The following is a 12,950-nucleotide window of genomic DNA, read 5'->3' as shown; positions in this document are numbered from 1 at the left end:
GTTGAACTTTGTTGTCATCTGCACTCATCGATCACACCATGATAACATCCATTCCGCTGTCGCGGAATTGGCGAACCACATTTTCCGATACATTGCTGCCTGTAATCAGTGTATTAATGGATGTGCAAGGAGCTACGGTATGCAGCGATACCTTACCTATTTTGCTATCATCCGCTACGACGATTATCTTTTCAGCCGCATTTATCATGCCTTTTTTGGTGGGAACCAGTTGAGCCTCCGGATGCATGAGACCGTACTTGGGATGAATAACAGGAATCCCGATAAAAGCTTTCTGAACATGGAGTGAACCTAGAACATGATCCGTGAACATTCCGTTTAACATGTAGCTGGAAGGATAAAGATCTCCACCAGTTACAATGACTTTGATGCCTGGCGCATCACGCAGCTCTGTAGCAATATTCATGTCATTGGTGACTACTGTAATGTTTGATCGTTGAACCAAGTTTTTGGCAATATGCAGCGTTGTAGTTCCGGAGTCAATAATGATGTGTTCCCCGTCTTCCACCATGCTAGCGGCCATCTTGCCAATCCTGTCCTTCTGATCGAACTGTTGGACAACTCGTTCATTAAACGAAGGCTCATTATTCGTCCATTGGTCGATTGTCACCCCACCGTGTGTCCTCTTCGCAAGTCCCTTTTGTTCAATTTCCTCCAGGTCCCTCCGAATGGTAGCTTCATGAACGTTGAATTCCTGGGCTAATTCGGCGATTGTTGCCACACGATGTATTTTTACATATTCAACTATCCTAAATTTTCGTTCTGCCGCTAACACGAAGCACCCCTCTTATGTGCAAACTTTGCTAATATTATGCTCAGATAAGAGTATATTCGCTCATTTCTGCTTTTTATATTATTATATGCTGTTTATTCTGCCAAGTAAAATCTATTTATTGTGATTTTTAATAGCCTCCACGGGTCGTAAACGATTGTAAGTATAAACATTGGCTAACCGCAAAGGAGTGAAATCCGAGGCAAAGCCTACGCCCAGCTCCGCTTTCTGCGGGTGTTTGACATCGGGAATTCGTACAGCTAAGCCTTCCGGTTCTCTAAAAGATAAAGAACTCCCCGCCGTAATTAGCTGCTTGTCGACTACTTCTCCTGTATCGAAATCCACAGTGGTAATGTACGTATTGCCTATAGGTTCAATCGAACCGCTTGTGCCGTAAGAGCTCCCCTCCAGCAAATAGAGGTATTGCCCGTAAGAGGCAAAGCCTTGAAATGTTCCTACACTTGGCTGTACAACATCCGCTATAGCGTCATACCGGTGCTGCTTAACACTCTCCAGTTCATACACGCCAAAGTGGAAAACACCGTTTTTCCGATATCGCATAGTTAACAGCTCGTTAGCTGCGTCAATATTTACCGTTGTACGATCCGCCCCTTCGATAAGCTTGTGTTTCTGAAGCTCTGGCGACTCGGGAGTTAAAATTTTTCCATTCTCAAACTTGAATCTTGTAATGACGGTTCCCCAACCATCTTTTCCCTCTGCTACAGAGTCGGTCTCCGACCAAATATAAGGAATTCCGTCTTCCGTTTCAACTCCGATCTGAACACCATGACCGAATCCTTTCAAGTACATGTAACCTACCTTGTTTCCCTCAAGATCCAGCTGCGTTAAAGCTAAATCACCGTTCAAATTGCGATTAGCCCCGCTAACGGCAGCCGGTTCTCCCGGAAGCGTAAGCCCGCCTGCCATCAACTGCACGGTATAGATATGCTTATTCACGTTGTCAAAGGCAAATGATTGCAGAACAGTGCCATTTTGTAACGCTTTATCACGGACGAGCTCCGTCGGTTGATCTGACAAATCAAACACTTTTGAATGCCATGAAGGCTGCTTTGCACTCGCCGTAGGCATGGATGACCCAAGCGCACAAGTAAGCACGATTCCTGCAATCCAAACCATACACCTTTTAACTCTCATCGAATTTGACCTCACTTTCCTAATCAAAATAGCGACTCAATAGCTCAACAAATACACTTGGCTCGTCAACTGCATATCGCCGAATTCCCATGTTAAGCAACTCGAACAAGTCTTCCTGATCAAATTTGTACGGCAGCACTTCCAATTCCATCCCCGCTTCTCCCAAATACTGAAGAGCCTCTTGAATAAAAGTTTTCTGCAGTTTGTAACGCCACGACTGCTTTTCCTCGGCATCCGGCAGGTGAAGCTGAACAATATCAAGGGAGTTAAACCCGGTTTGACGAATATGTGTGAATGTTTCCACCGCTGTTTCCGGGAAACGTGCAGGAATCCACAGCATGGTTCTAACCTCGGGGACTAACCGCTTAACTGTTTTACAATTCTCATGATTATTGTGGGCAAATATAATTTGCCCGGCTACGCCGTATTCTTGAATCAGCGCAGCCAACACTTCCAAATCTACCTGTTTGAAGTCCAGATAGAGCTGACGGTCTGAATGCTCGGACAAAACAGCCAATATCTCCTTAAGTGAAGGAACTTTCTCATTGAGGAACCGCTCTCCGAATTTCAAACCTGCATCCCATTGCTGAATCTGATCAAAAGTAAGTTCAGAAATCAGCTTGTCTTGATGCGCTTCGGGTACGGACAATGTTCGTTTCGGCGTTGCGTCATGTATACCGATAATGATGCCATCTGCCGTTTGCCGGATATCAATCTCGGGTATCCCTCCGAGGCTCCATGCGTAATTCATCGCTGCCATCGTGTTCTCCGGCACTTCCGAATTCGAGTTTTGGTGGGCCTGCCATTGAATAGCCTTGCTCCCTAAGTTCTTATCAGTTAAGGACATTGTCGCCATTCCTCCAAATTATTTTTATTTGGACTTCAAAATTCGTTCCGTTTCCTTTTTAAATCCATCCAATGACGATTTGATATCTTTGCTATCGTACATAATTGCCTGCATAACGGAATGGAACTCTTTCATAACTTCCGGCCAAACGACGCTTTTATTTGTATCAACGGCAAATTTAAGCTGATCGTAAGCGACCTTGCGGTTTGGCTCTTTCGTCCATAGATCCTGAATTTGCTTCGTTTCGACCATTTTCTTGGTAAAAGGGAGGTAACCCGTATCGATAATGAATTGTAAGCCGCCTTGCGGATCAGTCTCTACCCAGTTAATGAACTCCCACGCTGCGTCCTTTTGCTTTGATCCGGTAGTCATGGCAATATTAGCGCCGCCTGTAGGCTCAGCATTCACTTTATCCTTCGGCATGAATGCGGTTACCATTTTAAATTTAAGGTTGGAAAGCGATCCCATGACACCTGTCGATTGGAACATCATCCCGACTTTACCGTCTGTGAACATCTGATTTACGATGCTGCCGGAGTTTTGTGAAGGTGGGTAGTACAAAGCGCCCGACTTTTGCATATCCTTCAAGTAGCTAAATACTTTGTCACCGATTCCGTTATCGATAAAATCAAGTGAAGTTGTTTTCTCATTAAAAAACTTACCGCCTGCTTGCGCAATTAAGGCAATTGGATACCACGAATCGTGAACCATCGTAAGCCCGTAACGCTTGTATTCGCTTCCTTCCTTAATCACAAGCGCGTTGGCAACTTTGTTCAGTTCGTCCCATGTTGTCGGAACCGCAAGTCCTTTTTCATCCAGCATATCCTTGTTGATATAGAAAATCGGCGTGGAACGGTTTAAAGGCAAGGATACCAATTTGTTATTAAACGTAGAATGCCCCATCAAACCAGGAACGAAGTCATCTGCGCTCAGTTTCGAGCTTTTCATATAGGAGTTAAGATCTTGCAATACCTCAGCGTCTGCGAACTGCTCGACATATGCGCGTTCAAGCATCGTCACGTCAGGGGCGGTATTGGCTGCAATCGACTGCTGCAATTTGGTAGCGGTTTCATCGTAATTACCTTGAAACGTGCCGACCACTTCAATATTAGGATGGGAAGCATTGAATCGGTCAATCATCGCAGTCATATACTCACCGGTTTTTCCCCCGAGGGAGTGCCAAAATTGAATCGTAGCCTTGCCTTTTGCCGGCTCAGTAGAGGTCTTGGCCGTCGCAGCCGATGTCGCTGCAGGAGCTGTTGATCCTTCAACGCCGCTTCCATTTGATGAACAGCCTGCTAGCAAACCCGTTAATACGACTGCAGTGACCATCATATTGCCAACTTTTATCTTCATGTATTTACCCCTCCATGAGTAGGATTAGATTATTTTGTTTTATTTAATTCCGGAGTATACGAAAGCTTTAACAATGTATTTCGAGCAGAATGCATACACAATCAAAATGGGAATGACCAACACCACATTGGCCGCCATCAGAATATTCCAATTGTTCACCCCCTCCGTTTCCTTCAACATCGAAATACCTATCGTGAGAGGCCGAACCGCTGTCGAATCGGTCATAACCAGCGGCCAGAAATAATCGTTCCAATGACTGACAAAGCTGAATAGCACAACCGTCGCCAAGGCAGGCATTGCCATTGGGGTAAGGATATTCCACATGATTCTGAACTCACTCGCGTTATCAATTCTAGCAGCTTCTATGATTTCTTCCGGAGTTTGCATGAAATATTGGCGAAGCAGGAAGATGCCGAATGCATTGGACATAAACGGAATAATTTGCGGCAGCAGCGATTTGATTAACCCCCAATCCGCCAGCATCAAATAAACAGGAATGAAGGTAACCTGGCCGGGAATCATAAACGCCAACAGCACCATACCGAATAGGATTCCTTTTCCATAAAAATTGTATTTGGCAAAAGCGTAAGCAGCTGGGATCATCACAATCACTTGCAGAACGATAACGGAAATCGTCACGATGACGGAATTCTTTGTATAGGTTAAAAATGGTCCCGTACCCATAGCATCCGTGAAATTCTTCCACTGCGGCATAGCTGGAACCATCGTCGGCGGGAACGTCATAATCTCATCATAAGACTGCAATGACGTCGAGATCATCCACAGAAACGGAAATATAAAAACAAGTAGAAGCGCGATTTTGAAAATAAAGCTGACGGTTCGCTTCATGGCAAATTGTACTCTCCTTTTTCATCCTCTAGTTTGCCATTAAGAATAATGGACTTTTTTGGACAGTAATCGGAAGTACAGCACGGTCAGCAGCCCGATTGCCGCCATCAATACTACGCCTGTCGCTGAAGCATAACCGATATTCGTTGTACGGAATTCGTAAATGTAGTAAACAAGCGTGTTGGTTGCTTTATTGGGACCGCCTCCCGTCATGATTCTCACCGTATCAAAAACTTTGAAAGAACCAATCGTCATAATGATAAGGATAAAAAATAGCTGTGGGGAAATCATGGGTATCGTTATCGAGAACAGCACCCTGAACTTACTGGCATTATCAATAGCCGCTGCTTCAAGAATCTCTCTAGAAATCCCTCGGATGGCTGCGATGATAATTAGCGCATAATAGCCAATGCTGTGCCATACCGAAACGAGAATGACAGAAACCAAAGCCGTTCTGGAGCTTTGCAACCATTGGGACGGTGGTAAGCCGAGCGCTTTCAGCATGTAATTGAGATAACCGACACTTGGTTCCATCATCCAAAGCCATACGAGCGCAATCGATACGATTGAAATAATATGGGGAGTAAAGATGCCGACTTGTATCAAGGAATTGAATTTGCTGTTGTTGCTTAGCCAAACGGCTATAATTAAGGATAATGCCAAGGTCAGAACGACAACTCCAATCGTGTACAAGCACGTATTCCATAGTGATTTGTAAAAGTCTTCTCTCGTGAAGATTTCAATAAAATTATCCAGTCCAATGAACCTGCTCTTCGCCTTATTCAGCATGTTATATTTAAAGAAGCTTAAGTAAATCAGGTATAGAATAGGGTAAATGACAAAAACAAGGATACCGGCCATGGCAGGCGCAATCATGATATACGGGCGAAACTTGCCCCAAAGTCTCTGTTTGTTCAAATGAATCCTCCTTCCAATGATATACAAGATGTAGATGCTTATTAATGTTTATTTCCCTTGGTAAACGCTTTCTTTTTGCTTAGATAAGTTTACTTCAATTCATTATTTTTGTCATTACCGAAACATCACCATTTGAAATTTAATAGAATCTTCTTCCATCCTCTGTTGGATTCAGCAAATTCCATAACATGAGCGAAATCTTGGGCGGATTGAATCTGAGTCCGCTCATCCGGAAGCAGCTTCCTTAACGTTTCCTGGCATTGCACGTCTCTCATAGCCTCCAACACAGGTATAAAATCATGAATAGAACTACGACTGCTTCCTCTCATCGTGATTCCTTTTTCAAGAACGTCCCTCGTATTAATGGGCACCCGATCTTCCGTTACTCCCATCAGAATAAGATGTCCGCCTGGATTTAACACCTCAATGGCTTGATTTATCGCACTTTCTGAGAACTTGCCACCCGTACATTCCAAAGCGACATCATACCTTTCACCTTTGGAGAAATCATAATCCTGCACTAACTTGCGGGTGGCAAATTCAAATTGTGCCAACTTCTCTGGAACAGCACCGAATACAGTGAGTCGATCTTGACTTACGCCATAAACATGATGAAGCATGGCAGCCGCCAAATATCCGACCGGACCATCTCCGAATACAACTACCTGTGCACTCTTAAGTGAATCCGCAACATGATGGAGAGCTTGATAGGAAACGGAGCTGAGCTCTGCCAGTACAGCAATTTCATCCGGTACTTCATCTGGAATGGGGATGGCGCTCGCTGCTGGAAATACCAATCTGCTCTGAGCAATGCCGTCGGTTCCGCTTCCCAAAAAACGCCCTCGTGTGCAATAATTGACTCCCTTGCCGCTTCTGCAAGACTCACAACAGTTCATCGGATCTGTTCCATCCAGCATATATCCTTGAATGTTCGGCACAATAACAACTCGTTGACCCGTTTTGACTGCCGGTGTACCACTTGACTTTACGATGCCAATCCCTTCATGAATAAGTGCCATAGGAAGCTTTTTCTCCAACGCTTCTGCTCGCCGTTGCCCACTAAAATAGCGTAAATCCGCATGACACACACTGCCCAGGGTCGGTTCCACGACAACATCCCAAGCTTGCATTTGTTTTTCAAGGACGGTCTCGATTACCTCATGAGGCTTTACTAATCGATATGCACGCGATTGAATACGGTTTTGTACGAATTTTGCCTGTTCCATATATGATTCCTCCCATTTCTGTCTAATGACTTCTGCGATTGTAAACTACATTTAAATAAATCCACTCAGACTCGCATATGCTGCTTCCATTCTATGCCGAATTACAGCATAACCCCCTTCTTCTCCTTTCCACTCATAATTTTTGCAATAAAATGTTTATTAATGCTCGTTATTGCTTATTTCGAGTATACATTCTCAATTTCGCTTTCGTCAACACGAATTTTCCGTGAATATTAACAAAAAAATGCTTGATTATATTTAATTTATGTTAAACAAGACAAATAAGCATAGCCGCCTGGCCGCTACCATCCAAATAGGAAGAGCCACTGCTTCTATGCTTTCTTTACTACGATATGAATTACTGCGCTCCCCTAAGAGTGCAAGGATTTAACTACATGTTCGCGACTACTTCCACCAGAATGTTCATGCTGAGCACTCGGCTCTACACCCAGAACGTCTGGAAGGGAGATAATCGTTTTCAAAATATCCGTCAACGACTTATCGTTTTGCACTTTAATTGAAATGCCTAATGAAACCTCACCGTTGTAACTATTGGTTTCAGCCCTTTCCATGCGCGGAATCATCTGCATAGTCCGAATGTGTATTTTGAGTTCCGTCAACTTATTAAAAACAAGATTTAAACTTTCAGGATTACTCGATACACAGAGAATATATTCTTTTTGTCGACGTTTCCGTAGGAGGTACTTCTCCCAATGATTCAATACAAACAGACAAAACAATACAAGAATGGCAGCCAAAATAGATACATAATAAAATCCAGCCCCTACCGACAGTCCGATTGCGGCTACTACCCAAATCGAGGCCGCCGTAGTCAGGCCGGAAACTGTCGCGCCTGTGCGCATGATTGCTCCCGCGCCAAGAAAGCCAATCCCACTTATCACCTGTGCAGCCAAACGAGCAGGATCAACCCTGACATTGGGTTCAATAATGAAATCATTAAACCCGTAAATAGACAAAAGCATGATGGTTGTTGAACCGACACATACAAGAATATGAGTGCGCAGTCCAGCTGCATGATTGCTCCATTCCCTCTCCAGACCTATAAGCCCCCCAAGCACCACAGATAAAATCATGCGAAAAGTAAGGGACATATCGGAAATGTGCCAAATCGAATCATGTGATAACAATAGACGTCACCTCCTCCTTTTGCTCATTGATGAACAATAATGTTCATTAATATAAATAAATTGTTTATTAATGTTTATTACATAGTATTTCATGGATATAGGTGTGTCAAGATGAATAATTGGATTTTCCCACATATTTCTCTTACAGGAATTAACAACCCCACATAAGCAATGAATATCTTTATTTTTCTCCGTTTTCCTCCAAATCCTTGGTTTGTCATACACGGAGGTGTTTGATACGCTTTGGATAACTTAAGCGTCCGACCTAATCCATGGAAAAGGGGAAGTCCCCATGCGAACACAGCGATTCAATTTATCCGATACACAACGTTTTTTACTTCGAAATGTGTCTATCATCGGTCTCGGGCTTTTTATTAATCAAATGCTGCAAACCGTGGGGAGTATCGTACTCGCCAGGGAGTTAGGCGACCCGGATCGGTTTGGCGAGGTCAACCTGTTGCTGCAAATTTTCGGGATGATAGCCCTATTCCTCAATTTCGGCTTCAACTCTTCCTTAATCTATGCGTTTTCGCGCAAACCACTGGAAGCGGTTCAAAACAATTTCCGTGTCGCCTTAACCGGGAGTATCCTTTTTAGCTTGATTATCGGATTGATGCTTTTAGCACTAGCTCCACTTCTGGCGAACTACTACCATTTGCCAGAACTTCGAGGCGCTTTACTGCTGAGTTCGATCATGTTTATTTTCAACTCCATTTTAAACATCGGCGTTGCTTCCTTCTCCGGGAACCGCGATTTCGGAACGCAAGCTTTCTTTATGGTGATTACGACGGCGCTGTCCACCACCGGCACGGTGCTTGGCGTGCTTTTGCCACGTGGCAGTTTGAGCTTACTAGAAAACATTTCACTTTGGATGGGCGTAGGAGCATTCCTGACTGCCTTTATTATTTGCATCAAAGTTGAACGTGTGCATAAACCTTTATGGTTCGGTGCTCTTCCGATTCAGGAGGTCAAAAACATGCTGGCATACGGACTGCCAACCTGGGCCGGCAATATCGCAAAAGCTTTTCAACAGCCTTTCCTCGTCATGATGGTAGGTTCAAGTTCTGTATTGGCTGTAGGTTATTTAGCAAACGGTTTCCGAATTACTGGCTTTATTGGAATCATCACATGGGCGTTCATGATCGTCACACTCCCCTTTGTCGCAGAGAAAGCACAGGATGTCGAGGAGAGCAAGCATCGCGGTACGAGTTGTATCCGCTATAATAACATTTTGCTTTATCCGTTGACCGCAATCATTTGTTTATACCCGAGTCAAATCAATGGATTTTTATTTGGTTCGGACTATTCAACAGGTGATTCCGCTACCTATATTCGTCTTATGGCTTTAGGTGTCCTCTTCTCTTCTGTCGGTCGTCTAGGCGGAAGTATTATGGCAGGTATCGGCAAGACGAAATCTACCTTCTGGGTTATGATTGCCGCCGGGATTTTCGTTGTCATTTTTGTCCCTATGGTTGCCGCCAGCAGCCCCGTGCTTGCCGTTTGGATTTATACCGGAGGCTGGGCTGTGTCTGCTCTGACGATGATCGGATTTTATTATTATGAAAAGTTTGCGCTTAACTGGTGGAAAGCCTACGGCGAGCCTCTGCTGCCAACGATTGCGATGCTGGTGATGATGGAAGCGGGTCGATTTGCAAAAAGCTGGTTTCCGCTCTTCGTTTGCTTAGGTCTTCTCGCTCTCCTCGTTTTCACGATATGGATCGAGAGAACTCGTAAGCCGAGGTCAAAGGCAGCTCAGCGTGCCGTTGTTGTGGAATAACAAACTTCCGCCTGACCCGCTGCGAAAATATAGCAGTGAACTCCGCTGAAGCTCCACTTAAGGGAACTGGAGTTCACTATTTTAAGGAAACCGAGCTATTCGCTCTCCGAGAGGAACTGAAGGGTCTTATTTCACCTCCATCACCCGGTTTTCAGGTGAAACAGCACATTAGCGGACTGTAGTTCCCCTCTTAGGCCGAAAGTGTGCCTTTTCAGCGAAATAGGGGACTATAGTTCCCTCCCGCTGAAAATCGTCGAACTCATATGATTAAAAGCCACCCCGAGAGGTGGCTTTCAATCGCTTATTCTTATTAATCCTCTTATTTCCGCTGCATCATTTTCATGAGCACCTTAACCGCTTCCGCCCGTGTAGCTGTATCAGCCGGTTCAAAATTATTACCGCTGCGTCCGTCAATAATGCCCAGTGCACGAGTACTCTCTACATGGCCTTTCGCCCACGCCGGGATTTCTTCGTCATCGGCAAAGCTAGTCGCCGCTTGCGTTGCCGGCGTCGTACCCAAAGCCGCCGATATCATGACTGCCATTTCTGCACGAGATATCAAGCCGTCCGGCCGGAAAGTCTGATCCTCATAGCCATGAATGATTCCCAAATCTACCGCTTGAGTTACCGCCGTTTCAGCCCACACAGGAATCTGCTGCTGATCTGCAAACATAAGCGCATTGCCCTTTTTGTCCACCTTTAGCGCGTTCATCAGCATGACTGTAAACTCGGCCCTCGTAACCGAATTGTCTGGTTTGAACGTTCCATCCGCATAGCCACTAATGATTTTCTGCGTTACAGCTTGCTTGATGTCCAGCTCCGCCCAGTGTCCAGCTATATCCGAGAAGGAAATTTCCACACTTCCAGGACTCTTCGGTTTGTCCACAGCAAATACAGCAAACTTCGTAAAGTGATTTACTTCCACAGTTATTTTGTTATCCATTACGGTGCCGCCAATTTCAATCCATGTTTTTTTCGTTTCATCGTAATAAAAAACAGATGGCTGCTGATCTTGACCTAATTTGGCAGGATCAAACAAGAACGAAATGCTTACCGGCTTGCCGAAGTTCTGCGTGAAGTTTTTCAAAATCTCAAAAACGGAACTAAGCAGCTTATGACTATCGCTAACTAACCCATCGACATTTTGCAATGACTCAGCTGTTAGATGAAGCTCTTGACTCGTCGCTCCCTCAGGTATGGTAATCCAAATGGCATCCTTCCAACTTACACTGCGCGTACCACCTGCTGGAACCGTCACATCCAGCTTGGCAGGCACAACAGGAGAACCTGAACCCGAGTTTGACGAGCCTGTTGAATCTGACGAACTTCTTGGTGAGTTAGTCTGAATCGTCTTTCTAAGCCCGATGCTCTCATTACCTGCAGCGTCTACCGCTGTAACACTAAATGTATAGGTCGTACCCGCTGTTAGCGTACTGAGGTTAAAGGAATAATAGACACTTCCTGTAACTGAGGAATAGACAGAGTTAGTAACCGAAGCATACACGCCATTAGTCACTGAAGCGTAGACGTTTCCGACCACGGTGCCGCTTCCCGTCTCATAGATTCGGTATTGCTTCACGCCAATATCATCCGACGCTTCCGGCCAAGTTAGAGTCAAGCTATTCCGTCCGATATTCGTAACCTGAAGGGCGCTGCCCTGCGGCCATACCGGAGCCTCAATATCAGGTGCTTGTGTCTTGAGTTGAATGGCCTGCGTCCCGACAGTTCCAAACCAGTTCTTGATCGTATTAAAATCATTGGAAAAAGCCATGGACAACAGAAGCATGATTCTGGCATGCTGCGGATTCAAGCTGTCTCCAGCGATAATACCATTACCACCGCTTGGGTACATCGTGCCCGAGCCTGTTCTTGTTGTCGTGACGAAAATAACACCTTGTTTAATCGCATTACTGCGCGCCGTGCTCATCTTCGACGAAATACCGCCCGCGCCTGTGCCAGCGGTCACGATCCCCTTCGCCCCCTCCGCGACAAATCCCTTAATCGCACCGGCTGAACTGTCTTGGTAGCCATAAACGATCTCGACCGCCGGAAGTTTATCCTTCGTAATTTTCTTCAGATCGAAAGGGGTTGCCCAATCCGCCCGACCTGCTTTAAACCGTTTCGCAGTGGTGCGATAAATACGAATGTTGGTCTCATCAATATAACCAAGTGCACCTAGAATTGGCGTTTCAAACGTATCCATGCGCTGCGCGTTCGTCTTGGTTACATCCCTTGCCGCTTGAATAATGTCATTCAGCATGACCACGGTGCCGAACGATTTCGTTTTACCGCTGCCTGCAAGTTTAATTGCATTGTACAAATTCGCCGGACCATCTGTACCGATGACGTCCCAAGGTCTCATGGCGCCAGTGACAACGACAGGCTTTTCGCTTCTTACCGTGAGGTCAAGAAAATAAGCGATTTCCTCCATAGTATCCGTGCCAGTAGTAACGACCACACCGTCATAAACTTCTAGCGCTTGGTCTACCGCAAGGGATAGGTCGTACAAATCCCCCATCGAATAACTGCCTGAACCTTTATTGCCGAATTGATACGTGTTCACATTGGCAATTTTGTTTTTGTTCGGCAATTGGTTTACAAGATCGGACATCAGGTACGTTCCTGCTTGATAAGTTTGAAAACTCGTTGCATCTCTTGCTTTACCCGCCAACGTACCACCGGTCGCGATCACAACAACGTTAGGCAGTTGAGGGTCTCTGTTGTCGGATAGCGGAGGAATCGGAAAGGCTGTTCCCGAAGGTTCCGCCGCACCTGCATTCGACGGATGGATGAACAAAACAGCCAACAAGAGCACCAGAGACAAGAAATAGAGCGGGATGAGGCTTCTTTTGAGATTTGGATGATACATATCATTCATTAAACC

Annotated in this window: 10 protein-coding genes; 1 reads left to right on the top strand and 9 read right to left on the bottom strand. The window is 45.2% G+C overall.

The window, feature by feature from the left end:
* Positions 1-31: 31 nt before the first annotated feature.
* From ACUN27_RS10695 to ACUN27_RS10660, 8 genes are all read right to left on the bottom strand, one after another.
* Positions 32-793, bottom strand: coding sequence for a DeoR/GlpR family DNA-binding transcription regulator (locus ACUN27_RS10695; RefSeq protein WP_315955448.1), 762 nt, complete (start codon positions 791-793; stop codon positions 32-34).
* A 111-nt stretch (positions 794-904) separates the two neighbouring features.
* A complete protein-coding gene (locus ACUN27_RS10690; protein ID WP_315955449.1) occupies positions 905-1,945 on the bottom strand; it encodes a phage baseplate protein in 1,041 nt (346 codons plus the stop codon).
* A 19-nt stretch (positions 1,946-1,964) separates the two neighbouring features.
* Entirely contained in the window at positions 1,965-2,792 is an 828-nt protein-coding gene (locus ACUN27_RS10685) for a glycerophosphodiester phosphodiesterase (protein ID WP_315955450.1), read from the bottom strand.
* 24 nt (positions 2,793-2,816) lie between these two features.
* Positions 2,817-4,148 carry an ABC transporter substrate-binding protein gene (locus ACUN27_RS10680; protein ID WP_445558862.1) on the bottom strand — a complete coding sequence of 444 codons (1,332 nt, stop codon included), beginning with the start codon at positions 4,146-4,148 and terminating at the stop codon, positions 2,817-2,819.
* Positions 4,149-4,187: 39 nt separating this feature from the next.
* Complete coding sequence (locus ACUN27_RS10675; RefSeq protein ID WP_315955452.1) at positions 4,188-4,997, bottom strand: carbohydrate ABC transporter permease; 810 nt, start codon at positions 4,995-4,997, stop codon at positions 4,188-4,190.
* 39 nt (positions 4,998-5,036) lie between these two features.
* Positions 5,037-5,915 carry a carbohydrate ABC transporter permease gene (locus ACUN27_RS10670; protein WP_315955453.1) on the bottom strand — a complete coding sequence of 293 codons (879 nt, stop codon included), beginning with the start codon at positions 5,913-5,915 and terminating at the stop codon, positions 5,037-5,039.
* A 125-nt stretch (positions 5,916-6,040) separates the two neighbouring features.
* Positions 6,041-7,141, bottom strand: coding sequence for an alcohol dehydrogenase catalytic domain-containing protein (locus ACUN27_RS10665; protein ID WP_326062000.1), 1,101 nt, complete (start codon positions 7,139-7,141; stop codon positions 6,041-6,043).
* 371 nt (positions 7,142-7,512) lie between these two features.
* On the bottom strand, positions 7,513-8,253 hold the full coding sequence (locus ACUN27_RS10660) for an MgtC/SapB family protein (RefSeq protein ID WP_445560615.1): 741 nt from the start codon (positions 8,251-8,253) through the stop codon (positions 7,513-7,515).
* Positions 8,254-8,581: 328 nt separating this feature from the next.
* On the opposite strand from ACUN27_RS10660, the gene ACUN27_RS10655 reads away from it, so the two are divergent.
* Positions 8,582-10,066 carry an oligosaccharide flippase family protein gene (locus ACUN27_RS10655; protein WP_445558861.1) on the top strand — a complete coding sequence of 495 codons (1,485 nt, stop codon included), beginning with the start codon at positions 8,582-8,584 and terminating at the stop codon, positions 10,064-10,066.
* A 319-nt stretch (positions 10,067-10,385) separates the two neighbouring features.
* Here ACUN27_RS10655 and ACUN27_RS10650 read toward each other — a convergent pair whose 3' ends face one another.
* Entirely contained in the window at positions 10,386-12,944 is a 2,559-nt protein-coding gene (locus ACUN27_RS10650; protein WP_445558860.1) for an asparaginase domain-containing protein, read from the bottom strand.
* Positions 12,945-12,950: the final 6 nt, after the last annotated feature.

This window comes from Paenibacillus sp. WC2504 (assembly GCF_052682475.1).
The sequence above is the reverse complement of the archived record's forward strand: the minus strand, read 5'-3'. Positions and strand labels throughout refer to the sequence as shown.